Origin of the sequence: Streptomyces ambofaciens ATCC 23877 (assembly GCF_001267885.1) — a bacterium.
Classification (GTDB): Bacteria; Actinomycetota; Actinomycetes; order Streptomycetales; family Streptomycetaceae; genus Streptomyces; species Streptomyces ambofaciens.
This window is the reverse complement of record NZ_CP012382.1, coordinates 5610917-5636630: the sequence shown is the minus strand read 5'-3', so window position 1 is coordinate 5636630 and position 25714 is coordinate 5610917. Positions and strand designations below refer to the sequence as shown.

The following is a 25714-nucleotide window of genomic DNA, read 5'->3' as shown; positions in this document are numbered from 1 at the left end:
TACGGCGAAGGGGCGGCCCCCGGGAGTCCGGGAGCCGCCCCTGGGGCGCGGGTGGGCGGTCAGGCCGCGAGCCTCGCCAGCGCGGCGTCGATGCGGACCAGCGCCTTCTCCTTGCCCAGGACCTCCAGGGACTCGAAGAGCGGCAGACCGACGGTGCGTCCGGTGACGGCGACGCGGACGGGGGCCTGGGCCTTGCCGAGCTTGAGGCCGTGGGCCTCGCCGGCGGCCAGGACCGCCTCCTTGAGGGACTCCGGGGACGTCCAGTCCGCCGCGTCGAGCTTCTCGCGGGCGGTGCGCAGCAGGGCGTCCGAGCCCTCCTTCATGGCCTTCGCCCAGCTCGCCTCGTCGGTGACCGGCTCCGGCAGGAAGAGGAAGTCGACGTTGTCCGTGATCTCGGAGAGCACCTTCAGGCGGGTCTGCGCGTGCGGCGCGACCGCCTGCCACTTGGCCTCGTCGAAGTCCTCCGGCGCCCAGGGCGCCACGGGGGCCTTCAGCCACGGGCGGCAGCGCTCGGTGAAGTCCTTCACCTCGAGCATGCGGATGTGGTCGGCGTTGATCGCCTCGCACTTCTTCAGGTCGAAGCGGGCCGGGTTGGGGTTGACGTCGCCGATGTCGAAGGCCGCGACCATCTCCTCGATCGAGAAGATGTCCTGGTCGGCGGAGAGCGACCAGCCGAGCAGGGAGAGGTAGTTGAGCAGGCCCTCGGGGAGGAAGCCGCGCTCCCGGTAGAGGTTCAGGCTCGACTGCGGGTCGCGCTTGGAGAGCTTCTTGTTGCCCTCCCCCATGACGTACGGCAGGTGCCCGAAGGCCGGGGTCTCCTTGGCGATCCCCAGCTCGGTCAGCGCCTTGTACAGCGCGATCTGGCGCGGGGTGGAGGAGAGCAGGTCCTCGCCGCGCAGGACGTGGGTGATCTCCATCAACGCGTCGTCGACCGGGTTGACCAGCGTGTAGAGGGGGGCGCCGTTGGCGCGGACGATGCCGTAGTCCGGGACGTTCTCCGGGGTGAAGGTCAGCTCGCCGCGGACGAGGTCCGTGAAGGTGATGGTCTCGTCGGGCATCCGGAAGCGGACGATGGGCTCGCGGCCCTGCGCCACGTACTCCTCGACCTGGGCGTCGCTCAGGTCGCGGCAGTGGCCGTCGTAGCCGGAGGGCCTGCCCGCGGCTCGGGCGGCCTCGCGGCGGGTGTCCAGCTCCTCCTGGGAGCAGTAGCAGCGGTAGGCGTGGCCGGCGTCCAGGAGCTTCTGGGCGACGTCCCGGTAGACGTCCATGCGCTGCGACTGGCGGTACGGCGCGTGCGGGCCGCCGATCTCGGGGCCCTCGTCCCAGTCGAAGCCCAGCCAGCGCATCGAGTCGAGGAGCTGCTGGTACGACTCCTCGGAGTCGCGGGCCGCGTCGGTGTCCTCGATGCGGAAGACCAGCGTGCCCTGGTGGTGCCGGGCGAAAGCCCAGTTGAACAGGGCGGTGCGGACCAGGCCCACATGGGGGTTACCGGTCGGCGAGGGACAGAAACGGACGCGTACGGGGGAGCCGGATGCGCTAGCCACGCTTGACAACCTTGTTGGTGAGAGTGCCGATGCCTTCGATGGTGACGGCGACCTCGTCGCCGACGTGCAGGGGCCCGACTCCGGCCGGGGTGCCCGTGAGGATCACGTCGCCGGGCAGCAGCGTCATGGCCTCGGAGATGTTGACGACCAGGTCCTCGATGGAGTGGGTCATCTCGCTGGTGCGGCCGAGCTGGCGCTGGGTGCCGTTGACCGTGAGCTGGATGGTCAGGTCGGCCGCGGCGGCGAGGTCGATGTCCGTCTCCACCCAGGGCCCCAGCGGGCAGGAGGAGTCGAAGCCCTTGGCCCTGGCCCACTGCTTCTCGCGGCGCTGCACGTCGCGGGCGGTGACGTCGTTGGCGCAGGTGTAGCCGAAGATCACGTCCTTCACGCGGTCACGCGGGACCTCGCGGCACATGCGGCCGATGACGACGGCGAGCTCGGCCTCGTGGTGCAGCTCCTCGGAGAAGGAGGGGTACTGGATGGCGTCGCCGTGCCCGATGACCGAGGTGGACGGCTTGAAGAAGGCGAACGGGGCGTCGGGCACCTCGTTGCCGAGTTCGCGGGCGTGCTCGGCGTAGTTGCGGCCGAAGGCGACGACCTTGTTGGGGAGGACGGGCGGCAGGAGCCGCACCTTGCTCAGGGGCACCTTGGTGCCGGAGAGCTCGAAGTCCGCGAACGGGATGCCCTTGATGATGTCGAGGACGAGCTGGTCCGGCTGGTCGCCCTCGACCGCGCCGAAGGCGACGTTCCCGTCGATGGAGAACCTGGCGATGCGCACGGGTTGCTTGGCCCCTTGCTGAGCTGGCTGGAGTCTGACGCTCCAGGCTAACGCGGCACGGGGCGGGCGCCTCGCGCATCGCCTGCCGTGGCCCCTGCGGGTGGCGGTCCGGCGCGCGGGCGCCCGGGTGCTCCAGGGGGCCGGCCGAACGCTGGGCGGCCGGCCCGCGTACTACTGTGCGGCGGTGGCCGCGACCGGGATCTCCATGAGGACGGTGCGCCGGGGGTTGGCGGTCTGGGTGGGGAGCTCGACGGCGTGCTCCGGCAGCTCCGGCGTCTGCAGCTCGTCCGCGCCGGCGAGGTGCGCCAGCGTCGTGCGCCGCGGGTTGGCGATCTTGTGGAACATCATCGTCGTCTTCACGGTTGAACGAGACCCTGTCGTGTCCGGGCGCCTGAGGGCTGCAAGAACCCCTTCGAGGGCGCGGGTTGTCGGTTTTGCCTTCTCTGTAAAGCGTCAGGCTAAACATGCGATTCCCCGTCGACCCGAGCAGGGTGCGTGATCTGCGTGTGAGTTTGCTCACTTATCAAGGGTCAAACCGGTCAATTCAGGCTTGCGCACCACCCCGACGAAACAGACATTGCCCACCTGAAGCCATCATTCCGCTCCTGATCATGTCGACTGGGACACCTTTCGAGCCCTGACGACTCGCGGGCATACGCCCCATTTGCGGGTGATCACTTTCTACGTCCGGTGACTCGGCCCTCACATGCTGTCACCTAGGTCACGGCCTGGCCCACGGGCCTTGTTGGAGATCCGGCACTGTGCTGGAATTCCACGGACCGCTGCGGAATCGAGCCGGTGCACAGGGGGCGCACACCAGCGCCGAGCGGCGGCGAGAAGGGGGAACCAGCGCCGGTCACTCACGACCACCACGGGGGCGTAATTCAGGGCGCCCCCATGACGCCGACACCGTGCCCAGCCGTTCACGCGGCCGGGCGCCTGGTCCAGAGGTTGCGACGCTAGTGCAGGGACGTTTCAAGAGGGATGGCAGCGCTTCGGCGGAGCCGGAGCCGCACGGCGGGACTGGCCCCAAGGCCGTCAGCTCCTCGCCCCAGCACGCCCAGAACCCGGGCCAGGCCCAGTCCGGCGACGGCGGGGACGGCGCCGGTCGCCCCGGCCAGCCGGCCGCGTCCGCGTCCGGTCAGCAGCCGTCCGCGAAGCCGGCCAAGACCTCGCCCGGCCCCGGCCCGCGAATAGCCCTGCGCAACTGGCGGATCTCGACCCGTCTGGTGTCGCTGCTCGCGCTCCCGGTGGTCGCGGCCACCTCGCTGGGCGCGATGCGCATCAGCCAGTCGATGGACGACATCCAGCAGCTCGACAACATGAAGCTGCTGACGGAGATGACCAAGCAGGCCACCGAGCTGGCCGCCGCTCTCCAGGAAGAGCGCGACCAGTCCGCCGGTCCGCTGGCGCACGGCTCGACCTCCAGCGCGATCGCCGTCAAGGGCGACCGGGAGAAGACCGACCGGGCCCTGAAGAACTTCCTCGACAACTCCGAGGAGATCGACGCCGCCAGCAAGGACGGCAACCTCGTCGGCGTCCGCGACAGCCTGGTCGGCCTCGCGAGCGACCTGAACGGCCTGAACAAGATCCGCAGCACCGCCTATCAGGCCAAGGCCAACTCGACCCAGACCGTCGAGGCCTACCACCGCCTGATCACCCACCTGCTCGACCTCTCGCAGGACATGGCGGAGGCGACCAGCAACCCCGACATGATCCAGCGCACGCGCGCCCTGTCGGCCTTCTCCTCGGCCAAGGAGTACGCGTCCATCCAGCGCGCGGTCCTCGCGGCCGCGCTGCCGGCGAACAACACCACCAAGGGCAAGCTCTCCGAGAACGACCGGCTCTACGCGCAGTCGGCACTCCAGAGCCAGACCTCCGAGGTCCGCAGCTTCACGAGCATCTACGGCGAGGGCGCCGAGGAGCTCCTCAAGCCGATCTCCGAGGGCAACCCGGTGATCGAGTCGTCGGACCAGTACGCCGGCCGCGCCCTCGGCCAGGTGAACGGACTGGACGACCTGAAGGTCCGGTCGTACCAGGACTGGCTGGACGACAGCTCCACCAAGATCCAGCAGATGAAGAACATCGAGCTCAAGCTGCTGGAGGACATGGAGCAGCAGGCCCGCGAGCTGCGCAGCGAGTCGGAGCGCGAGGCGATCATCTCCGGTGTGATCATCCTGCTCGTGCTCGGCGTCTCCCTGGTCGGCGCCTTCGTCGTGGCGCGGTCCATGATCCGCTCGCTGCGCCGCCTGGAGGACACCGCGACCAGGGTCGCCCAGGACCGCCTGCCCGAGCTCGTCAAGCAGCTCTCCGAGACCGACCCGCAGGACGTCGACACCTCGGTGGAGTCGGTCGGCGTGCACTCCCGGGACGAGATCGGCCGCGTGGCCGCGGCCTTCGACGACGTGCACCGCGAGGCGGTCCGCCTCGCCGCCGAGCAGGCCCTGCTGCGGGGCAACGTCAACGCGATGTTCACCAACCTCTCGCGCCGCTCCCAGGGCCTGATCCAGCGCCAGCTCTCGCTGATCTCCGAACTGGAGTCCCGCGAGGCCGACCCGGACCAGCTGTCCTCGCTGTTCAAGCTCGACCACCTCGCGACGCGCATGCGCCGTAACGGTGAGAACCTCCTCGTCCTCGCCGGTGAGGAGCCCGGCCGCCGCTGGACCCGCCCGGTCCCGCTGGTCGACGTGCTCCGTGCCGCCGCCTCCGAGGTGGAGCAGTACGAGCGCATCGAGCTGGCCTCCGTGCCGACCACCGAGGTCGCCGGCCGCGTGGTCAACGACCTCGTGCACCTGCTCGCCGAGCTGCTGGAGAACGCGACGTCGTTCTCCTCCCCGCAGACCAAGGTCAAGGTCACCGGTCACGCGCTGCCCGACGGCCGCGTGCTGATCGAGATCCACGACACCGGCATCGGCCTCTCCCCGGAGGACCTGGCCGCGATCAACGAGCGGCTGGCCTCGCCGCCCACCGTGGACGTGTCGGTCTCCCGCCGCATGGGTCTGTTCGTGGTCGGCCGGCTCTCGCAGCGCCACGGCATCCGCATCCAGCTGCGTCCGTCCGACTCCGGTGGCACGACCGCGCTGGTCATGCTGCCCGTCGACGTCGCCCAGGGCGGCCGCAAGCCGCAGCCCAAGCAGGGTCAGGGAGCGCCGGGCAACGGCGGTCCGGCCGCCGCGCAGGCCGCGGCCGGTGTCGCGGCGGCCCGGCGCGGTGGTGGCCAGGGCGGTGGCGCCCTCGGTGGCGGCGCCTTCGGTGGTGGCGGTGCCCTCGGCGCCGGTGCGCCGGGCGGCGGCCGGCTCGGGACCGGACAGGGACCGCGGGCCGCGCTGCCCGGACGCGACGCGGGCGGTCGCCCGGGTGCGCCGGGCGGACAGGGCGGACCGCGCGGACCCCAGTCCCCGGCGGGACCCCACCAGCAGAACCGCCCGGCTCCGGCCGGTGCCGGTGCCGGTCAGGCACCCGGTGCGCCGCAGGGCCTGCAGGCCGCCGGCACCAACGCGCCGCAGGGCGCGGCCGTGCCGGGCAACCCGCAGGGTCAGGACGCGTTCGGCGGCGGACGCGGTCCCTCGGCGCCTCCGCAGCGCGGCAAGCGCCGCGGCAAGGGCAACGGTGACGCCGAGCAGGGTCGTCGTCCGCAGCTGCCGCCGCGCGGCGGTCCCCGGGCCGAGCTGCCCGGCGGCAGTCCGCAGCCCCGCACGCCGAGCTGGAGCGACGAGAACGCCCAGCCGTCCGTGCCCCGTGCCTCGCTGGACGCCCCGCGCGGCCACGAGGAGCCGGACAGCTCCCGTACGGACCGCACTCCGCGCTTCGACGACCGGCAGGGTCCGGGCTCGACCACCGAGATGCCCGCGGTCCCCGCGCTCGGTGAGGCACAGGGCCCCGCGGCCACGGCCGAGTTCGCCCGCCCGGACTTCGACGCCCCGGCCCCGCGCCGACAGGAGCAGCAGCAGAACAACGGCCCGTTCGGCCGGCCCGCCCAGGAGCAGTACGGCGGTCAGGAGCAGTACGGCCAGGAGCAGTACTCCCAGAACCAGTACCCCCAGGAGCAGTACGGCCAGGGCGGCGCGAGCGCCCCGCGCGACGACCAGTTCGCGCGGCCCGAGCCGGCCGCTCCGCAGCACGACGGCGGGGCGTTCGTCCGCTCGGACGTCTTCGGCACACAGCCCGGCCAGGCGGGCCCGAACGACCCGGCCTCGACCGGCCGGTTCACCGGCGCCCAGCACCAGAACCAGAACCTGAACGACGGGAACGACGGCCCGACCGGGCAGCACCGGCTGCCGGAGCGGCAGAACCCGGCCCCCACCGGCCAGTTCGACCGCCCGCAGGTCAACGGCGCGCGCGGCGGGAACGACTTCGGCGCCCCGCGTCCGCCGGCCCCGCAGCAGCGTCCCGCCCACCAGGAGCCCGCGGGCGGCAACGCCAACGGGACCGCCGCCCAGCGGCCCGGTGACGGTTGGGCCCTGCCCCCGGCCTCCGGCCCCGGCGACGGACGTACCCCGCTGTACGACACGCTGGAGACCAACTGGTTCCACGGGGACCGCGAGGCGAGGGCCCAGCAGGGCGCCCCGGCCGCGACCCCGGAGCCGCAGGCCGCCCAGCCCCAGACCCCGGCGGCCCCCCAGCGGCCCGCCACCTCCGCCTGGCGCAGCTCGCCGAACGACGACCTCGTCCGGCAGGCCGAGCGCGTCCGGCAGCCTGCCGCGGGCGGAATCACCACCTCCGGCCTGCCGCGCCGGGTGCCCCGGGCCAACCTGGTCCCGGGCACGGCTCAGCAGCAGTCGCACCAGAACGGTCCGCAGGTATCGCGTGCGCCCGACGAGGTACGCGGCCGGCTGACCAATCTCCGTCGGGGAATCGCACAGGGCCGTCAGGCCGGTACCAACCAGACCGGCAGCTACCCGCGGCCCACTCACCAGCAGGAGCGTTAGTTGAGCCCGATGAGCCAGGCGGCACAGAACCTCAACTGGTTGATCACGAATTTCGTGGACAACACCCCGGGGGTGTCCCACACCGTCGTCGTGTCCGCCGACGGACTCCTCCTGGCGATGTCGGAGGGCTTTCCGCGCGACCGCGCCGACCAGCTCGCGGCCGTCGCCTCCGGGCTGACCTCGCTGACCGCCGGGGCGTCCCGGATCTTCGAGGGCGGCAACGTGGCACAGACGGTGGTGGAGATGGAACGCGGGTTCCTCTTCCTCATGTCCGTCTCGGACGGCTCGTCCCTGGCCGTTCTCGCTCACCCGGAGTGCGACATCGGCCTCGTCGGCTACGAGATGGCACTCCTGGTCGACCGCGCGGGGGCGGTGCTCACGCCCGATCTGCGCGCTGAACTACAAGGCAGTCTGCTCCACTGATCGGCCCCGGCACCACCCGTGTTACCAAATCACCGTCCGGCCGCCACAATCCCCCCACCGGCCTCTTCAGACGGCACGACTGACCAACCTGCTGTCCCGCCCGGAGGATTCATGACCCCGCCCACCGCCTCTCATGATCCGTACGCGGAGCCGTACGAGGACGAGGGCGACCAGCCGCTGGTACGTCCGTACGCGATGACCGGTGGCCGGACACGGCCGCGCTACCAGCTCGCCATCGAGGCGCTGATCAGCACGACGGCCGACCCGGCAGCGCTCATGGGGCTCCTTCCCGAGCACCAGCGCATCTGCCACCTGTGCCGCGAGGTGAAGTCGGTGGCGGAGGTGTCGGCCCTGCTGGCGATGCCGCTGGGGGTGGCCCGGATCCTGGTCGCGGACCTCGCGGAGGCCGGGCTCGTCGCCATCCACCAGCCGGGCGGCGACGAGAACAACGGCGGTGCACCGGACGTGACACTGCTCGAAAGGGTGCTCAGTGGACTTCGAAAGCTCTGACGGAGGTCGGGCGACCACCTCCGCGAAGATCGTGGTGGCCGGCGGCTTCGGCGTCGGCAAGACCACGTTCGTGGGCGCCGTCTCCGAGATCAACCCGCTGCGCACCGAGGCAGTGATGACCTCGGCCAGCGCGGGGATCGACGACCTCACGCACGCCGGGGACAAGACGACCACCACGGTCGCCATGGACTTCGGCCGCATCACGCTCGACCAGGACCTGATCCTGTACCTGTTCGGCACGCCCGGCCAGGACCGTTTCTGGTTCATGTGGGACGACCTGGTGCGCGGCGCCATCGGCGCGGTCGTGCTGTGCGACACCCGCCGGCTGGCCGACTGCTTCCCCGCGGTGGACTACTTCGAGAACTCCGGTCTGCCGTTCGTCGTCGCCCTCAACGGCTTCGACGGCCAGCAGCCGTACTCCCCGGACGAGGTCCGCGAGGCGCTGCAGATCGGCCCGGACACCCCGATCATCACGACGGACGCCCGGCACCGCGCCGACGCGAAGAGTGCGCTGATCACGCTGGTCGAGCACGCACTCATGGCACGACTGCGGTAGGCCCGGCAACGGTCGTAACCAAGTCGGCAATGATCTACGGCAGTTGTCGTAGTCGGGTCGGAGCCGACTGTGTCCTTTGACACGGTCGGCTCCGCCGTTCATAACGTTTCGGCAGAGGAATCGGGTGGTACCGCCACGCGTCGCGCACATCCCGTCTCGCTGTGCTCACGAACACCCCGCCTTTTGACGTCCCTCGCTCTTTATGACCGTTTTATCTGGGGCTTACATCACGTGTAACCCCCGCGTTCCACTGTTTGGAAGAGCGCAGGTCCGCGTGCTGGAATGCCAGAACTGCCCACTGGTCAAAGACGTACTCAGCAGTAGCGCGTACTCGATGACGGACTGGGCTCTGAGACACAGCGGCACGACGTAGGTGCCGACCGCCGAGAGGTTGTTGGTCGAGTGAGGCGAAGCAAGAACAGTCCCGAGCCATCGGCCCGGGGCAACTTCACCCCGCCGCCGCGCGCAGCGGCGTCCGCCCCCGTGCCCGCTTCGGAGACCAAGGCCGAGTCCGCCCCGAGCGGTGGCCGTTTCTCCCCGCGCAACTGGCGGGTGACCACCCGGCTGAACGCGATCCTGCTCATACCCGTGCTGGTCGGCCTCGTCATGGGCGGCTTCCAGGTGAAGAGCTCGATCGACACCTGGCAGGACGCGGAGGACGCGGAGAGCACCGCGCGCCTGGTCCGGGCATCGCTGAGCTACGCCAACGCCCTCTACAACGAGCGTGACCTCACGGCGGCCCCCCTGTTGCAGGGCAAGGGCGAGAAGGACACCGGCGTCACCCAGGCGCGCCGCGCGACCGACCAGGCGGCCGACGCCTTCGACGAGGCGGCCCAGGCCATGCCCGGCAAGGCGGGTCTGGAGCGCCGGCTGAAGGTCTTCCGCGAGCAGGAGCCCAAGCTCCAGACGCTCCGCGTGGCCGCCTACACCTCCAAGCTCAAGGGCGTGGAGACCGAGGAGGGCTACACCGGGATCGCCCACCCCCTGATGGAGTTCGCCAACGAGCTCGGTCTGGGCACCGGCAACATCACCTCCTACGGCCGTACCGTCTACGCGATCTCCCTGACCAAGGCGGCGCTCTCCCTCGAGCGCTCCATCGGCATGCACATGCTGGTCAAGCCGGGTCCGGAGCCGAGCCACCTCGCCAGCCAGCGCGTCGCCCTCTCCTCGTACGCCTACCTGGAGCGCATCGCCATCGAGGAGTACATCGGCGGCGGTACCGAGGCGGACGCGCAGAAGCTCGAGGACGCCGAGGCGCGGCTGAAGGAGGACGGCGCGGCCCTGGCCAAGGAGGCCAAGGCCAAGGACCCGGACTACGTGCCGCCGCCGGCCAACCCGACGACGATGATCTCGGAACTGGCCCAGCTGGACTCCACGGACACCGGCGCGCGGGCCGAGCTGGCCCAGCAGGGCATCACGCCGGAAAACTGGTGGGCGGTCAACACCCTCAAGTTCGACGCCTACGGCAAGATCGAGTCCGACCTCGCCGACAAGGCGGTGTCCGAGGCCTCCACCATCGCCGACGACGCCGAGCAGGCCGCGTACATCACGGGTGCCGCGGTCGTCATCGCGCTGCTCGCCGCGTTCGTCCTGGCCGGCATGGTGGCCCGCCAGATGAGCCGCGCGATGCGTCAGCTGCGCAACGCCGCCTTCGGCATCGCCGAGCAGCGCCTGCCGATGCTCGTCGACCAGCTCTCCCGCACCGACCCCGGCCGGGTCGACACCCGGGTCGCGGCGATCCCGATCACGTCGACCGACGAGATCGGCGAAGTCGCCCGGGCCTTCGACCAGGTGCACCGCGAGGCCGTCCGGCTCGCCTCCGAGCAGGCCCTGCTGCGGGGCAACATCAACGCGATCTTCACCAACCTCTCGCGCCGCAACCAGTCGCTGATCGAGGGCCAGCTGACCCTGATCACCGACCTGGAGAACAACGAGGCCGACCCCGACCAGCTGGAGAACCTCTTCCGGCTGGACCACCTCGCCACCCGTATGCGCCGCAACGGCGAGAACCTCCTGGTCCTCGCCGGCGAGGAGCCCGGCCGCCGCTGGGACCAGCCGGTCCCGCTGGTCGACGTGTTGCGCGCCGCCTCCTCCGAGGTGGAGCAGTACGAGCGCATCGAGCTGTCCGGCGTCCCCGAGGCCGAGATCCACGGCCGCGCGGTGACCGACCTCGTGCACCTGCTCGCCGAGCTCCTGGAGAACGCCACCACGTTCTCCTCCCCGCAGACCAAGGTCCGCGTCACCGCGACCCGGCTGCCCGACGGCCGGGTGATGGTCGAGATCCACGACAAGGGCATCGGCCTGACCGCCGAGGACTTCGCGGACATCAACCACAAGCTGGCCAACCCGCCGACCGTGGACGTCGCGATCTCGCAGCGCATGGGCCTGTTCGTGGTCGGCCGGCTGTCCGACCGGCACGGCATCCGCGTCCAGCTGCGTCCCTCCGGCGAGCAGGCGGGCACCACCTCGCTGGTCATGCTCCCGGACGCCATCACCCACGGTGGCGGCGGCGAGCAGCAGCCGCGCGACGAGTTCACCGTCTCCCAGATCATCCCGGAGCAGAACTTCCACGGCGAGAACTTCGGGCAGGTCGGCCAGCCCATGCGGACCGCCGCCGAGCTGGGCTTCGACGACAGCCGGTACACCGAGGTCCCCGACGACATCCGCGAGCTCGACCCGGTCGGCCGCTCGCTGATGCGCGAGGAGCGCCGCGCCGCCCTGGAGGCCCAGTCGCACCCCGAGCTGCCCGGTCCGGCGGACCACGGCGGCCGTGAGGAGAACGGCGCCGCCGGCTACCAGGACCGGTTCACCGGACAGCAGCCGGGTTACGACCAGGGCCAGGGCGGCTACCAGGAGCAGCAGACCGGCTCGTACGACCAGCCGTCGGCCTACGCCGACCAGCAGCAGGCGGCGTACCAGGAGCCGCAGCAGCAGTCGTACGGCGAGCAGTACTACGCGCCGAACGGCGGCGTGCCGCAGGGCGAGGGCTACCCGGCCGACGGCGGCTTCGCGGACCCCTCCTACGCGGAGCCGGTGCGCAACGGGCACAAGCCGGCGGGCGCCGACGCCCAGGAGACCTACTCGGCCTTCGAGCAGCGGCGCTACCAGGACGACTGGCCCCAGCAGGACGGCTATCAGAACGGCTATCCGGACCAGTACCCCACGGGTGCCCCGGAGGCGGAATCCGCGCAGGCCGCTGACGTGAACGAGGCGGACCGCGTAGGCTTCGACCGTCCGGGCCCGGCTCCCTCCGCCGCTCACGACATGACCGACGCCGGTCTCCCCCGCCGCGGATCCACCGCGAGCGGCGCGGGCAAGGCGGGGCACGTGGACCACGAGGCGCCGGCCACCGCGCCGGAGGCCGGCGGCGAGGACACCTGGCGGTCGGCCAACGACGACCGCTGGCAGCAGGCCTCGGCGCTGCGCAGGCCCAAGGCGGGCGGGGTGACCTCCTCGGGTCTGCCACGGCGGGTACCCAAGGCCAACCTGGTCGAGGGCGCCGCCGAAACCACTCCCCAGGGAGGCCCGCAGGTCTCCCGCGCCCCGGAGGACGTCCGGGGCAGGCTGAGCAACCTGCGGCGCGGCGTCGAACGGGGCCGCAGCGCAGGCAGTGAAACGAACGGCCAGGACACAAGGAATGAACACCGTGGTCCTGACAGCACCTACAACCAGGAGCGTTAGTGTGAGCCCGATGAGCCAGGCGGCACAGAACCTGAACTGGTTGATCACCAACTTCGTGGACAACACCCCGGGGGTGTCCCACACGGTGGTGGTCTCCGCCGACGGACTCCTTCTGGCGATGTCCGAGGGATTCCCGCGCGATCGCGCCGACCAGCTCGCGGCCGTCGCCTCCGGTCTGACCTCGCTGACCGCCGGTGCCTCGCGCATCTTCGAGGGCGGCAGCGTGAACCAGACGGTTGTGGAGATGGAGCGGGGATTCCTCTTCATCATGTCCATCTCCGATGGTTCGTCCCTCGCCGTTCTCGCACACCCGGAGGCGGACATCGGTCTCATTGGGTACGAGATGGCCCTTCTGGTGGACCGTGCCGGTACGGTCCTGACGCCTGATCTGCGGGCGGAGCTCCAAGGGAGCCTTCTCAACTAAAGGACAGACGGTGCGTTTTGGCGTCCCGTGGCCGTAAAGTTTCGGGACGCGGCTCCACAGTGATGGATGCCAGGCACAGTCGGAGGAGGAAAAAGTGGCAACACCCCCAGGCGGTCCGTCATCGGGCAACTGGTCGTACGGCCCTGGCCAGGGCCAGAACGACGGCTCGGCAAACGGATACGGCTACCCCTCCGTGCCGAGCCACCGGCAGCCGTACGCGCCGCAGGGCCCCGGCCCTTCGCCGTACGACCAGCCGCACGCTCCGCGCATCCAGCCCGTGCAGCCGCAGCGCCGCACCCCTGAGCCGGCGCCCGCCGGGGCGTCGAACAACCCCCTGGTGCGCCCGTACGCCATGACGGGCGGCCGCACCAGGCCCCGGTACCAGCTCGCCATCGAGGCACTGGTGCACACCACCGCGCAGCCGCACCAGATGCAGGGCCAACTGCCCGAGCATCAGCGGATCTGCAACCTCTGCCGGGAGATCAAGTCGGTGGCCGAGGTCTCGGCCCTCCTGACGATCCCTCTCGGCGTGGCCAGGATCCTCGTCGCCGACTTGGCGGAGGCGGGACTGGTCGCCATCCATCAGCCCGGCGGCGACGAGAACGCCGGCGGCCAGCCAGACGTGACACTGCTCGAAAGGGTGCTCAGTGGACTTCGCAAGCTCTAGCGGCGGTCCTTCCCGCTCCACCACATCCGCGAAGATCGTGGTGGCGGGCGGCTTCGGCGTGGGCAAGACCACGTTCGTCGGCGCTGTCTCGGAGATCAACCCGCTGCGCACCGAGGCCGTGATGACATCCGCTTCGGCGGGCATCGACGACCTCACCCACACGGGGGACAAGACGACCACGACGGTCGCCATGGACTTCGGACGCATCACGCTCGACCAGGACCTGATCCTGTACCTCTTCGGTACACCCGGCCAGGACCGCTTCTGGTTCATGTGGGACGACCTGGTGCGCGGCGCCATCGGTGCGATCGTGCTGGTCGACACGAGGCGGCTCGCCGACTGCTTCCCCGCCGTCGACTACTTCGAGAACTCCGGCCTGCCGTTCGTCATCGCCCTCAACGGATTCGACGGCCAGCAGCCGTACAACCCGGACGAGGTGCGTGAGGCGCTGCAGATCGGCCCGGACACCCCGATCATCACGACGGACGCCCGGCACCGCGCCGACGCGAAGAGCGCGCTGATCACGCTGGTGGAGCACGCGCTGATGGCTCGTCTGCGCTAGCGCGCACCGTGCGACACGCCCCCCGCGGCCACCGGGCTGCCGGGGGGCGGTTTCGTCGCCGGGTGCGGGTGCGTCGTGGCCGGTCGCGCAGTCCCCGCGCCCCTGGTGCGCTGTCCAGCCCTCAATGCACACGCAGAGGCCCCCTCCTGAGTGGAGGGGGCCTCTGCGTGTGTCTCGGGGTCAGCGCCAGCTGTGCGGGGCCCGGAAGCCCGGCTCGCGCTCCAGGCGGCGCCAGCCGGCGCGGACGCGGCCGCCGCCGTGGGTCGGGGCGATCTCGGCGGGGCGGGCGGCGGCGCGGGCCAGGAGGAGGGCCGTGATGGCGGCGACTTCCTCGGGCTCGGCGTGGCCCTTCTCGACGCGGATGTCGGGAGTGGACATGGGGGTGGCTCCTCGGGTCACTGCGGCGGGTTGCCGTGCTTGCGGGAGGGCAGGTCGGCGTGCTTGGTGTGGAGCATCGCCAGGGACCTGATGAGCACCTCGCGGGTCTCGGCGGGGTCGATGACGTCGTCGACCAGGCCGCGTTCGGCCGCGTAGTAGGGGTGCATCAGCTCGGCCTTGTACTCCTTGACCATGCGGGCCCGCATGGCCTCGGGGTCCTCGGCCTCGGCGATCTGGCGGCGGAAGATGACGTTGGCCGCGCCCTCGGCACCCATCACCGCGATCTCGTTGGTCGGCCAGGCGTAGGTCAGGTCGGCGCCGATCGACTGGCTGTCCATGACGATGTAAGCACCCCCGTACGCCTTGCGCAGGATGAGGGAGATGCGGGGCACGGTCGCGTTGCAGTACGCGTACAGCAGCTTGGCGCCGTGGCGGATGATGCCGCCGTGCTCCTGGTCGACGCCCGGCAGGAAGCCGGGTACGTCCAGAAGGGTGACGATCGGGATGTTGAAGGCGTCGCACATCTGCACGAAGCGGGCGGCCTTCTCGGACGCCTCGATGTCCAGGACGCCGGCCAGGGCCTGCGGCTGGTTGGCGACGATGCCGACGACCTGTCCGTCGAGGCGGGCCAGGGCGCAGATGATGTTGCGGGCCCAGCGCTCGTGGACCTCGAGGTACTCGCCGTCGTCGACGATCTCCTCGATGACCTTGGTCATGTCGTAGGGGCGGTTGCCGTCCGCGGGGACCAGGTCGAGGAGGCTGTCGCCGCGCCGGTCGACGGGGTCGGAGGCCTCGCCGCGGGGCGGGTTCTCCCGGTTGTTCTGCGGCAGCAGGGAGAGGAGGTAGCGGACCTCCGCCAGGCAGGTCTCCTCGTCGTCGTAGGCGAAGTGCGCCACGCCGCTGGTCTCGGCGTGCACGTCGGCGCCGCCCAGGCCGTTCTGGGTGATCTCCTCGCCGGTGACGGCCTTGACCACGTCCGGGCCGGTGATGAACATCTGCGAGGTGTCGCGGACCATGAACACGAAGTCGGTCAGCGCCGGGCTGTAGGCCGCGCCGCCCGCGCACGGGCCGAGCATCACGCTGATCTGCGGGATGACGCCCGAGGCGCGGGTGTTGCGCTGGAAGATGCCGCCGTAGCCGGCGAGGGCGGACACGCCCTCCTGGATACGGGCGCCGGCGCCGTCGTTGAGGGAGACCAGCGGCGCACCGGCCGCGATGGCCATGTCCATGATCTTGTGGATCTTCGTGGCGTGGGCCTCGCCCAGCGCACCGCCGAAGATCCGGAAGTCGTGCGCGTAGACGAAGACGGTGCGGCCTTCCACCGTGCCCCAGCCGGTGATCACACCGTCGGTGTAGGGCTTCTTCGCCTCCAGGCCGAACCCGGTCGCCCGGTGCCGGCGCAGCTGCTCGACCTCCTGGAACGAACCCGCGTCCAGGAGGAGCTCGATCCGCTCCCGCGCGGTCAGCTTGCCCTTGGCGTGCTGCGCCGCCGTCGCCTTCTCGCTCGGTCCGGCCAGTGCCTGCGCACGGATCTCGTGCAGTTCGGCCACTCGCCCGCGCGCGTCCGTCGGCTCACCCGGCGCCTCATCCAAAACGGTCATGTAGCGACTCTACGAAGCCGACCAAGGAATGCGAGCCGTCGACTCCGTACAGTCTCCGACGCGTTTTCCTGGTAGCACCGAACAGAACCCCTACGACATGCAGCCGTTTCGACTGCTCAGAGGGGTTCAGGCTTGTAGGGGTCACACAAAGTCGTCAGCTGAGAGTCACCTCACATTCATGGGTGTCGCATACCACCCCTGGAGTGACGCGGAGGTGCACTCGGCGGCCCGTCGCCAGGATCTCGACTGTCCTGTCGACCCGTACCACCGCTCCCGCCGGATGATCCCACACGACCTCCAGGGTCCCTCCCGTGCGCGGCGGTTCGCTCACGCAGAGGGTGGCGGTACGGCCCCGGCGCCGGACGAGCACGCTCGCGCCCGCCGTCGCGGTGAGCGGGCCGGCCGTGCCGGCCTCCCAGAAGTTGGCGGCCGTGAGGCCGAGCGGGGGAACGGCGACCGCCTGGCAGCGGCCGTCGTTGGCGAGGACCCGGAGCCGGTGGCGGTCGGCGGCCCGTCGGGCGACGGTCCGGCGGGAGGCGCCCGGCATGAGGACGTAGACGTATCCGGCGTCGGCGGGGTCGGTGCCGTGGTCCAGCCAGAGGGTCTGCCAGCGGCGGGTGCGGCGCTCGGTGGTGCTGGTGCTGTTGATGTCGGACCAGGCTCCGGTGCGCTCCTCGCGCAGGGTCCGCAGCTCGCCCTCGGGCACGATCCAGCCGCCGTGGCCCTCCAGGTGCGCCCAGTCGCGGCCGCGGACGAGGGCCTGGGGGCCGCCCTCCCCCAGGTTGCGGTTGTCGACGACCGTCTCGACCGGGACGCCGTCCGCGCAGGTGATGCCGGCGCCGAGGCAGACCACCTCGTCGTCGAGGAAGAACCAGGACTTGCGCGCTTCGAGGGTCGAGCCGAGGCCCTTGAGGTGCTGGCCGACGGCCGCGTACTCGCCGTCGGTCGTGCCGCCGACCCAGCGTGCGCCGGGCCTGGGCGCTCCCCATTCGCCGCCCGCGCGGTCGGGGAGGCGCCGGGTGGAGACGGTGGTGCCGGGCAGGCGGTACCAGTCGACGGTCGGCCAGAACCAGTCCGTGTACTGGTCCGGCCTGCTTCCGTTCGCCCACCAGGTGAGCTGCCCCGCGCCGGTGTGCCAGCCGCGGGGGTTCTCGCCGTTGCCGCATTCGTAGTGGGCGATGCGGTCGCTCGCCATGGCGAGGCTCGCGGTGAAGGCGGGCCGGCGGTGGACGGCGCGGTCCATCGCCGCGAAGAGGTGGTGTCCGGCGGGCTCGGGCGCGGCCTCCACGGGCGCGTCGGCGATCGCGTGCAGGCGGGCCAGGTCGGCCACCGGGAACTGGGGCGCCGTGAGGAGGGGGGTGACGGTGTCCCGTGCGATCCAGCCCTTGATCCGCGCGTACCAGCGCTCGCGCTCCGCGTCGCTCGCACCGCCCGCGAGGACCGCCATGGCCGCGATGAGCTGCTGGCCGTGGAAGTGGTCGCTGCGCATGACGTGCAGGTCGTCGCTTTGGAGGTACCCCCGGCTGATCGCGCGTCCGTTGACGCTGTCCATGACGAGCCCGTCGTGGATCAGGGGGGCGTAGGCGCGTTCGACGCTGTCGAGGACGATCTGCTTCCCGGGGTCCGTCACCTCCCACTCCGAGCCGGCGAGCAGGGTGAACAGCCGGCCGAGACCGTCCAGCATGACCTGGCCGTACGTCCCCGAGTAGGCGACCCAGGTGTGCTGGACGAACGAGCCGTCGGCGTAGAGGCCGTCGCCCTCGGTCACGTACGGGAAGACCGGGGAGAGGGCGTCGCGGGCCAGGGCGATCTTCGCGGGGGCCCGGCCCAGGATGCCGCGCAGGGCGACGGAGCGGCAGAGGTCGACCCGGTTGGCGCCGGTGGAGGTGCCGGAGTAGTCGCCGAGCATCGCGTCGGGGACGAAGTGGTCGACGGCGGCGCAGGCGGCGCCGACGCGGTCGGCGCCGAGTTCGTCGTGGAGGGCGGCCGTGATGTCCATCAGCAGACGGGGGCTGCCGATCTGCCATTCCCACCAGTTGCCGTAGCGGGTGGTGCCGGGGTGGTAGACGGTGGCGGAGAGGTGGTCGAGTCCCCGCAGGACGTCGGCGAGGAGGCTCGCGTCTCCGGTGGAGCCGGTGCCCGGCTGGAGGTACGCCTGGGCCATGGTCCACAGGCGGCCGTAGGCGAAGGTGATCCCGGCGGGAGGGTCGAAGGGCCGGCCGGGCCACAGGGAGGTGGGGGTGGGTGCCATGGCGGCCCGGTGGGCGCGGGCGTGTTCGCCGGTTTCCGCCAGCCGGGAGGCGTACGGTTCGGCGCCCGGGTCGTAGCCGGTGCCGAGGGTGATGCCGAGCCAGCGCCGGCGGAGGGCCTCGTAGGGGTCGGCGGCACCGGAGGCGGGCGCACCGAGAGCGGGGGCACCGAGGGCAGGGGCACTGAGGGCAGGGGTGAAGGCGGCGGTCGCGGCTGTCGCGAGCAGGAAGGTGCGGCGGGACGGTCCGGCGGCGCCGGACCGGCGGGCGTACGGCCATATGGGGGTCATGCTCATGACCTTTCCCCGCTGCGCGGCGCGTCAGGCGGGCGTCCGGGTGTCGCCCGCGCGTAACCGTTGATGGCCGGACGGAATAGGTCTAGAGTCGGGGCCGTTGGACTGGTTGAACATTCAACATAAGGCTCCGGCCGCACGGCCCGGCCACCCCCAGGAGGACACCATGACCACGACCCCGGACCCCGCCACCCTGACCGGCGAGTACACGATCGACCCCGCGCACACGACGATCGGCTTCACGGCGCGCCACGCCATGGTCACCAACGTGAAGGGCAAGTTCCTCGACTTCAGCGGCACGCTGCGGCTGGACGGCTCCGACCCGTCCCGCTCCACGGCGTCCCTCGACATCACGATGGACAGCATCGACACCGGCTCCCCCGACCGCGACGGCCACCTCAGGAGCGCGGACTTCTTCAAGACCGACGAGTTCCCGACGATGACCTTCCGTTCCACCGAGGCGCAGGCCCTCGGCGGCGACGACTACCGCATCACCGGCGATCTCACGATCCTCGGCACCACCAAGCCCCTCACCATCGACCTGGAGTTCAACGGCGCCGCCAAGGACCCGTTCGGCAACGAGCGCGTCGGCTTCGAGGGCAAGGCGGAGATCAAGCGCTCGGAGTGGGGGCTCACCTGGAACGCGGCACTGGAGACGGGCGGCGTCCTGGTCTCCGACAAGATCAAGCTGACCTTCGACATCTCGGCGATCAAGCAGGCGTGAACTCCGCGTCGACGGCGGCCCGGACCCGGTGCCGGACGGTGACCACCGGCACCCCCGCGGCCCGGGCCCGCTCGCTCGGCCCCGCGATCGCGGCGACCGTCCCGGCGCCCCGGTACGCCATGGCGACCGGGGCGTTGCGCCTGTCGATGACCACACGGGCGCCACGGGACGGCACGGGCTCACCGTAGCGGCGCGCCCCGCCCCGCCGCCGCCCGATTCCGCAGCAGGTCCCGCGCCTGGTCGAGGGCGTGTCCGAAGGGGTCGGGGAGGACCCCCAGCCCGTGCGCGACCAGGGCCCCCTCGTGCAGCAGCATCAGCGTGCCCGCCAGCCGGTCCGCGCCGGCCGCCCGACCCTGGCCCGCCGCCCGGCCCTCGCCCGCCGGCCGATCCTCGCTCGTCGACCCGTCCGCGTCCACCGCCGCGTCCGCGCTCATCGCCGCGCCCCTCGGCCCGTCCGCGGGCGTCGGCCCGTCCGCTCCGGCCGCGTCGAGGTCCCGGACGAGACGGGTGAACAGGTCGAGCATCCACCGCTTCTGCCCGGCGATGACCGGGTTCGCCGGATGGGCCGGGTCACTGATCTCCGCATGGGCGTTGACCATGCTGCACCCCCTCTCCCCGTACTCCGCCGCCCAGGCGCGCGAGGCCTCGAAGACGGCCAGGACGCGGGCGGCCGGCTCCTCCCCCGCCGCCTCCAGGCGGCCGCCGAGGAGCCCGCGCCAGCGCTCGTCCCGCCCGGCCAGGTACTCCACGACGATCTGCTCCTTGGAGCCGAACCGGTCGTACAGCGTCTTCTTGGTCACCCCGGCCTCGGCGGCGATGAGGTCCACGCCCACGGCATGGATGCCGCGCTCGTAGAACAGCCGCTCGGCGGCTTCCAGGACACGGTGCGCGCCCGGCGTCATCCGGACGCGGCGCGGCTTCTCCACAGGCTCCATACCTCGCAAGTATACCGATCTGTATAGTGGACACTCCGAACGAGTAAACCGATCTGTCTACTGGATGTGGTCGACGTGAACGTCCTGCTCTCGGTCGCCTTCGTACTGTCCTGGAGTTCCGGCTTCATCGGCGCCAAGCTCGGCGCCGGGACGGCGGACGCGCCCACGCTCCTGATGTGGCGCTTCGTGCCGCTGGCCGTGGTCCTGGTGGCCGCCGCCGCCCTGTCCCGGGCGGCGTGGCGCGGGCTGACGCGCCGGGAGGCCGGCCGGCAGGTCGTCATCGGGGCGCTGTCGCAGAGCGGCTACCTCCTCAGCGTCTACTACGCCATCCGCCTCGGCGTCTCCAGCGGCACCACCGCCCTGATCGACGGCGTCCAGCCGCTCGTCGCCGGCGCGCTCGCCGGGCCCCTGCTGCGGCAGTACGTCTCGCGCCGGCAGTGGCTCGGGCTGTGGCTGGGGCTGGCCGGAGTGGCCACGGTGACGGTGGCCGACGCCGCGGCGGCGGGAGCGGAGGTGGCCTGGTGGGCGTACGGGGTGCCCTTTCTCGGCATGCTGTCCCTGGTGGCGGCCACCTTCCTGGAGGGCCGCTCGCCTTCGCCGGCCGAGCCCCGGGTGGCGCTGACGATCCACTGCGTGACCAGCGCCGTCCTCTTCTCCGGGCTGGCGGTCGGCGTCGGCGCCGCCGTCCCGCCCGCCGACTCCTCGTTCTGGGTGGCGACCGCCTGGCTCGTGGTGCTGCCCACGTTCGGCGGCTACGGGCTGTACTGGCTGATCCTGCGCCGGTCCGGCATCACCGAGGTCAACACGCTCATGTTCCTCATGGCTCCGGTCACCGCCGTGTGGGGCGCCCTGATGTTCGGCGAGCCCTTCGGCGTGCAGACCGCCCTGGGCCTGGCCGTCGGCCTCGCGGCGGTCGTCGTCGTCCGCCGCGGGGGCCCTGCTTCCCGGACCCGGGTCACCCGGTCCGCCGCCGATTATCCGGTCGTCTCCCGCGCCGGGAGGCGCTAGTCTGCCCGACGTGAACAGCCCCGAAGCCGACAGACTCCGGCCACCTGTCCTCCGGTGGCCGCCCGTGATGCCGGGCTGAGGGACGCGCCGCGCGCGTACCCGTGGGTCCTCGTCGTCGCACCGCCACCGGACGGCCGTCCGCCGTGTCGTGTCCGACGTCGACTTCCGGGTGCGGAGTTTCCTCATGCCGTTCGCTCTTCTTCTGCTGGGCCTTGCCGTGTTCGCCCAGGGAACGTCCGAGTTCATGCTGTCCGGGCTGGTGCCGGACATCGCAAGGGATCTACAGGTCACCGTGCCTGCGGCCGGGGCACTGACCTCGGCCTTCGCGGTGGGGATGGTCGTCGGGGCGCCGCTGATGGCGGTCCTCGGCCGACGGTGGTCGCGGCGGGGCGCCCTGCTGGGCTTCCTCTGCGTCTTCCTCGCCGTCCATGTCATCGGCGCCGTCACCGGCAGCTTCGAGGTGCTGCTCGCCGCCCGGGTGGTCGGAGCCCTGGCCAACGCCGGGTTCCTGGCCGTCGCCCTGGTGACCGCCGTCGGCATGGCCGAGCCCGGGGCCGGGGGCCGGGCCACGTCCACGCTGCTGGGCGGGGTCACCCTGGCCTGCGTGATCGGGGTGCCCGCCGGGGCGCTGCTCGGCCAGGTGTGGGGCTGGCGCTCCGCGTTCTGGGCGGTGGCGCTGCTGGCGGTGCCCGCGGTGGTGGCGGTGGCCCGGTCGGTACCGGGCGGTGCCGCCGAGGCCGCGCCTCCCCCGCTGCGGGGCGAGCTGCGGGCGCTGCGCGCTCCCCGGCTGCGGCTCATGTTGCTGCTGGCCGCGCTGGTGAACGGGGCGACCTTCTGTACGTTCACCTATCTCGCGCCGCTGGCCACCGAGGTCGGCGGGCTGGACGGCGCGTGGGTGCCCGGGGTGCTGGCGCTGTTCGGAGCGGGGTCGTTCCTCGGGGTGAACGTCGGCGGGCGGTTCGCGGACCGGCATCCGGTGCGGGTGCTGACGGCGGGCGGCGCCGCGCTGTGCGCCGGATGGTGCGCGCTCGCACTCGGCGCGGGGAGCCCCGCTCTGGTGCTCGGGCTCGTGTTCCTGCTGGGCGCCCTGTCCTTCGGGGTCGGTTCCACCCTGATCACCCAGGCGCTGTACGCGGCGCCGGACGCCCCCACCCTGGCCGGAGGCTTCGCGACGGCGGCGTTCAACGTGGGTGCGGCGCTGGGTCCCTGGGCCGGAGGTGCGGCGATCGGCGCGGGGTTCGGGTACCGGTCGCCGGTGTGGGTCAGCGCGGGGCTCGTCACGGGCGCCCTCGTTCTCGCCCTCACGGTGTCCCTCGCCCCGTTCGCCCGGGCGTGGCGGACGGCACGGGGCTGACCACGGGCGGGCGGTGGCCTCACGGCCGGCCGCTCAGAAGCCGCCGCCGAAGTCCCCGCCGCCGCCGAAGCCGCCGCCCCCGCCGAAGTCCCCGCCGCCGAAGCCGCCGCCGAAGTCGCCCGAGTCGAAGTCGCCGCCGGACACGTCACCGCCCTCGTGGCCGCCGAAGTCGCCGTAGCCGGCGCCGTAGCCGGCCCCGTAGGCGGGGCCCGCCATCATCCCGCCCAGCATGGTCCCGACGAGCAGGCCCGGCAGGATGCCGCCGCCGAAGTAGCCGCCCGCCCAGGGCCCGTAGGCCGGTCCGGCGTCCCAGTAGGGCCGGCGGCCGTACTCGGTGTCCACCTCGCGGATCATCGGGTCCCGGCCGTCGGACAGCCGGGCCCGGTCGGCCGCGCAGACCGGGACCTCGCGGGTGGCGCCGCCCTGCGGGGTCCAGGTGACGTCGGCGACGGAGGGACCGTGGCGCGGGTCGAAGAAGCACGGCGGGCGGCGCTCGGGCAGCGGCCTGCCCTCCCGGCGGGCGGCGAGCAGGGCGAGGGAGAAGCGTCCGTCCTCCAGGGCCTGGGTGACGCCGCGTACGTCCTCCGGTCGGCGGGCGTCCGCCATGAAGGTCTTGGCCTTCTCGTAGGCGTCCAGTGACCGTTCGTAGTCCGCGCGCATCGGGTCGTCGGCGCCCGGCTCCCCCGGGTGGAAGTCCAGCCGGTCCAGTTCCTCGCCGAACGCCGTGATGTCCTCGTCGACCACGACGCGCAGCCGCTCCAGGGACTCGCGCTGCTCCTCCTCGCGGCGGCGCCGGTTGCGCCGCGCGATCGCGTAGGCGCCCGCGCCGCCGGCCGCCACGACGGCGCCCGCGGTGATCAGGGCGCCGGTGGGGAAGGAGCCGCCACCGGAGTCCCAGGAGGACGGGGCCGAGCCGCGCACGCTGCGCAGCGCGTCGTCGACGAAGTCGTTCAGCTGGGCCTTGGTGTCGCCGGCGCCCTGCGCCGCCGTGACGAGGTTGTTCACGCCCTGGCGGCTCAGCACGCTGCTGTCGGCGCGCGCGTCGAACTCGTCGCCGAGCCGGACGCCGTACAGCCCGGTGATGCCGGTCTCGGTGCGGAGGTTCTGGAAGAGGTTCGCGGTCGGGTAGTCGGCCGGCAGGACCGCGACGAAGACGGGTTCGTTCGCTTCCTCGATCTTGTCGGCGAGCGCCTCCGCGTCCGACCGGGACAGCAGGTCGGACGCGGCCGGGTCCACGTAGACCGGACTCTCGCGCAGGGCCGCGCCGATCTCGGAGACGTCGGTGGCCGCCTGAGCGCCGGGCGCACCGGCCATCAGCACCGCCAGCGCGGCGATGACCGGCGCGAGCAGCAGGCGTATGAGGACACGAACGCGAAGGTCCTTCATACGTTCGAAAGTACCCGAATCGGCCTCAATAAGACATCAGTACGGGTGAGGAAAACCCGGCTCACCCGGCGGGCGTGACCCCCGCCCGCAGCAGCCCGTACGTGTACGCGTCCTCCAGCGCCTGCCACGACGCGGCGATGACGTTCTCCGCGACGCCCACCGTGGACCACTCCCCCGTCCCGTCGCCCGTGGAGATGAGCACCCTGGTCGTGGACTGGGTGCCGTGCACGCCCTCCAGGATGCGGACCTTGTAGTCGACCAGGTCGAGCTTGGCCAGCTCGGGATAGGTCCGCTCCAGGGCGACGCGCAGGGCGCGGTCCAGGGCGTTGACCGGCCCGTTGCCCTCCGCCGTGGCGACGATCCGCTCGCCCTTGGACCAGAGCTTCACCGTGGCCTCGTTGGCGTGGGTGCCGTCGGGGCGGTCCTCGGTGATCGCGCGCCAGGACTCGACCTCGAAGTACTTCAGGGGGCTGCCCTCGGCCTCCGCGCGCAGCAGCAGCTCGAAGCTCGCGTCCGCCGCCTCGTACGTGTAGCCGGCCAGCTCCCGTTCCTTGACCCGCTCGACGACCCGGCCGACCAGTTCACGGTCGCCGCCGAGGTCGATGCCGAGTTCCTTCCCCTTGAGCTCGATGGAGGCGCGGCCGGCCATGTCGGAGACCAGCATCCGCATGGTGTTGCCGACCTGCTCGGGGTCGATGTGCTGGTACAGGTCGGGGTCGACCTTGATCGCGGAGGCGTGCAGGCCGGCCTTGTGCGCGAAGGCGGACACCCCGACGTAGGGCTGGTGGGTGGACGGGGTGAGGTTGACGACCTCGGCGATGGCGTGGGAGATCCTCGTCATCTCGCGGAGCCGGCCCTCGGGCAGCACCTTCTTGCCGTACTTCAGCTCCAGGGCGGCCACGACCGGGAACAGGTTGGCGTTGCCGACCCGCTCGCCGTAGCCGTTCGCCGTGCACTGGACGTGGGTGGCGCCCGCGTCGACCGCGGCGAGGGTGTTGGCGACGGCGCAGCCGGTGTCGTCCTGGGCGTGGATGCCGAGCCGGGCGCCGGTGTCGGCCAGCACCGTGGAGACCACGGCGTGGATCTGCGCCGGCAGCATGCCGCCGTTGGTGTCGCACAGGATGACGACGTCGGCGCCCGCTTCCGAGGCGGCGCGGACGACGGCCTTGGCGTACTCGGGGTTGGCGCGGTAGCCGTCGAAGAAGTGCTCGCAGTCGACGAAGACGCGGCGGCCCTGCTCCTTGAGGTGGGAGACGGTGTCGGCGACCATCGCCAGGTTCTCGTCGAGCGTGGTGCGCAGTGCCAGCTCGACGTGCCGGTCGTGGGACTTGGCGACCAGGGTGATCACCTGGGCGCCCGACTCCAGGAGTGCCTTGACCTGGTGGTCCTGGGCGGCGGTCGTACCGGCGCGGCGGGTGGAGCCGAAGGCCACCAGCTCGGCGTGCCTGAAGTCGATCTCCTGCTGGGCCCGGGCGAAGAACTCGGTGTCCCGCGGGTTCGCGCCGGGCCAGCCGCCCTCGATGAAGCCCACGCCGAAGTCGTCCAGGTGCCGTGCGATGGCCAGCTTGTCCGCGACCGTGAGGTTGATGCCCTCGCGCTGCGCGCCGTCGCGCAGGGTGGTGTCGAAGACGTGGAACGAATCGTCGAGTTCGCTGGTTGCGGTCATGATCTGAGGACTCCTGTTGGGGATCTCGGTCTACCGGAATGACCGGT

At 71.7% G+C, this 25714-nt stretch carries 21 protein-coding genes; 11 read left to right on the top strand and 10 right to left on the bottom strand.

Features of this window, described 5'->3' with window-relative positions; translation table 11 throughout:
• Positions 1 to 59 precede the first annotated feature (59 nt).
• From gltX to SAM23877_RS37825, 3 genes are all read right to left on the bottom strand, one after another.
• Entirely contained in the window at positions 60 to 1544 is a 1485-nt protein-coding gene (gene gltX / locus SAM23877_RS25150; protein WP_079030420.1) for a glutamate--tRNA ligase, read from the bottom strand.
• Complete coding sequence (locus SAM23877_RS25145) at positions 1537 to 2322, bottom strand: fumarylacetoacetate hydrolase family protein (RefSeq protein ID WP_053137555.1); 786 nt, start codon at positions 2320 to 2322, stop codon at positions 1537 to 1539. The genes gltX and SAM23877_RS25145 overlap by 8 nt, the downstream gene beginning before the upstream one ends.
• 171 nt (positions 2323 to 2493) lie before the next feature.
• On the bottom strand, positions 2494 to 2682 hold the full coding sequence (locus tag SAM23877_RS37825) for a hypothetical protein (RefSeq protein WP_162492127.1): 189 nt from the start codon (positions 2680 to 2682) through the stop codon (positions 2494 to 2496).
• A 602-nt stretch (positions 2683 to 3284) separates the two neighbouring features.
• Here SAM23877_RS37825 and SAM23877_RS25140 point away from each other — a divergent pair.
• From SAM23877_RS25140 to SAM23877_RS25105, 8 genes are all read left to right on the top strand, one after another.
• Positions 3285 to 7250 (top strand): sensor histidine kinase, encoded by a 3966-nt coding sequence (locus SAM23877_RS25140; protein ID WP_053137552.1) that lies wholly within the window; start codon positions 3285 to 3287, stop codon positions 7248 to 7250.
• A 9-nt stretch (positions 7251 to 7259) separates the two neighbouring features.
• Positions 7260 to 7673 carry a roadblock/LC7 domain-containing protein gene (locus SAM23877_RS25135; RefSeq protein ID WP_003973453.1) on the top strand — a complete coding sequence of 138 codons (414 nt, stop codon included), beginning with the start codon at positions 7260 to 7262 and terminating at the stop codon, positions 7671 to 7673.
• Positions 7674 to 7784: 111 nt separating this feature from the next.
• Positions 7785 to 8183 (top strand): DUF742 domain-containing protein, encoded by a 399-nt coding sequence (locus tag SAM23877_RS25130; RefSeq protein WP_003973454.1) that lies wholly within the window; start codon positions 7785 to 7787, stop codon positions 8181 to 8183.
• Entirely contained in the window at positions 8164 to 8739 is a 576-nt protein-coding gene (locus SAM23877_RS25125) for a GTP-binding protein (RefSeq protein WP_003973455.1), read from the top strand. Before SAM23877_RS25130 ends, SAM23877_RS25125 begins: the two co-directional genes overlap by 20 nt.
• A gap of 402 nt (positions 8740 to 9141) precedes the next feature.
• Positions 9142 to 12420: a nitrate- and nitrite sensing domain-containing protein gene (locus SAM23877_RS25120; protein ID WP_053137549.1), complete on the top strand. Its 3279-nt coding sequence runs from the start codon at positions 9142 to 9144 to the stop codon at positions 12418 to 12420.
• Between the two features lie 10 nt (positions 12421 to 12430).
• A complete protein-coding gene (locus SAM23877_RS25115) occupies positions 12431 to 12844 on the top strand; it encodes a roadblock/LC7 domain-containing protein (protein ID WP_004983065.1) in 414 nt (137 codons plus the stop codon).
• A gap of 94 nt (positions 12845 to 12938) precedes the next feature.
• Positions 12939 to 13511 carry a DUF742 domain-containing protein gene (locus tag SAM23877_RS25110; protein ID WP_053137547.1) on the top strand — a complete coding sequence of 191 codons (573 nt, stop codon included), beginning with the start codon at positions 12939 to 12941 and terminating at the stop codon, positions 13509 to 13511.
• Positions 13492 to 14073 (top strand): GTP-binding protein, encoded by a 582-nt coding sequence (locus SAM23877_RS25105; protein WP_009314218.1) that lies wholly within the window; start codon positions 13492 to 13494, stop codon positions 14071 to 14073. The genes SAM23877_RS25110 and SAM23877_RS25105 overlap by 20 nt, the downstream gene beginning before the upstream one ends.
• Positions 14074 to 14253: 180 nt before the next feature.
• On the opposite strand, the gene SAM23877_RS25100 is transcribed toward SAM23877_RS25105, so the two are convergent.
• The 3 genes from SAM23877_RS25100 to SAM23877_RS25090 all read right to left on the bottom strand — a co-directional run bounded on the left by SAM23877_RS25100 (position 14254) and on the right by SAM23877_RS25090 (position 18591).
• A complete protein-coding gene (locus SAM23877_RS25100) occupies positions 14254 to 14451 on the bottom strand; it encodes an acyl-CoA carboxylase epsilon subunit (protein ID WP_031034218.1) in 198 nt (65 codons plus the stop codon).
• 17 nt (positions 14452 to 14468) lie between these two features.
• The gene (locus SAM23877_RS25095) at positions 14469 to 16052 is read right to left on the bottom strand and encodes an acyl-CoA carboxylase subunit beta (protein WP_053137544.1); all 1584 of its coding nucleotides are present in this window, start codon (positions 16050 to 16052) and stop codon (positions 14469 to 14471) included.
• A gap of 154 nt (positions 16053 to 16206) precedes the next feature.
• Positions 16207 to 18591, bottom strand: a complete 2385-nt coding sequence (locus tag SAM23877_RS25090) for a polysaccharide lyase 8 family protein (RefSeq protein WP_053142859.1) — start codon at positions 18589 to 18591, stop codon at positions 16207 to 16209.
• Positions 18592 to 18760: 169 nt separating this feature from the next.
• Between SAM23877_RS25090 and SAM23877_RS25085 the strand changes: the two genes are divergently transcribed.
• Positions 18761 to 19318, top strand: coding sequence for a YceI family protein (locus SAM23877_RS25085; protein ID WP_053137541.1), 558 nt, complete (start codon positions 18761 to 18763; stop codon positions 19316 to 19318).
• On the opposite strand, the gene SAM23877_RS39225 is transcribed toward SAM23877_RS25085, so the two are convergent.
• The gene (locus SAM23877_RS39225; protein WP_174532255.1) at positions 19305 to 19493 is read right to left on the bottom strand and encodes a hypothetical protein; all 189 of its coding nucleotides are present in this window, start codon (positions 19491 to 19493) and stop codon (positions 19305 to 19307) included. The two genes, SAM23877_RS25085 and SAM23877_RS39225, sit on opposite strands and share 14 nt — an antisense overlap.
• A gap of 4 nt (positions 19494 to 19497) precedes the next feature.
• Complete coding sequence (locus SAM23877_RS37820) at positions 19498 to 20253, bottom strand: TetR/AcrR family transcriptional regulator (protein ID WP_053137538.1); 756 nt, start codon at positions 20251 to 20253, stop codon at positions 19498 to 19500.
• Positions 20254 to 20328: 75 nt separating this feature from the next.
• Here SAM23877_RS37820 and SAM23877_RS25075 point away from each other — a divergent pair, with 75 nt between their 5' ends.
• A complete protein-coding gene (locus tag SAM23877_RS25075; protein ID WP_053142857.1) occupies positions 20329 to 21261 on the top strand; it encodes a DMT family transporter in 933 nt (310 codons plus the stop codon).
• Positions 21262 to 21445: 184 nt separating this feature from the next.
• A complete protein-coding gene (locus SAM23877_RS25070; protein WP_053142855.1) occupies positions 21446 to 22615 on the top strand; it encodes a Cmx/CmrA family chloramphenicol efflux MFS transporter in 1170 nt (389 codons plus the stop codon).
• A gap of 33 nt (positions 22616 to 22648) precedes the next feature.
• On the opposite strand, the gene SAM23877_RS25065 is transcribed toward SAM23877_RS25070, so the two are convergent.
• Complete coding sequence (locus SAM23877_RS25065; RefSeq protein WP_053137535.1) at positions 22649 to 24001, bottom strand: hypothetical protein; 1353 nt, start codon at positions 23999 to 24001, stop codon at positions 22649 to 22651.
• A 61-nt stretch (positions 24002 to 24062) separates the two neighbouring features.
• Entirely contained in the window at positions 24063 to 25667 is a 1605-nt protein-coding gene (gene cimA / locus SAM23877_RS25060; RefSeq protein WP_053137532.1) for a citramalate synthase, read from the bottom strand.
• Positions 25668 to 25714 lie beyond the last annotated feature (47 nt).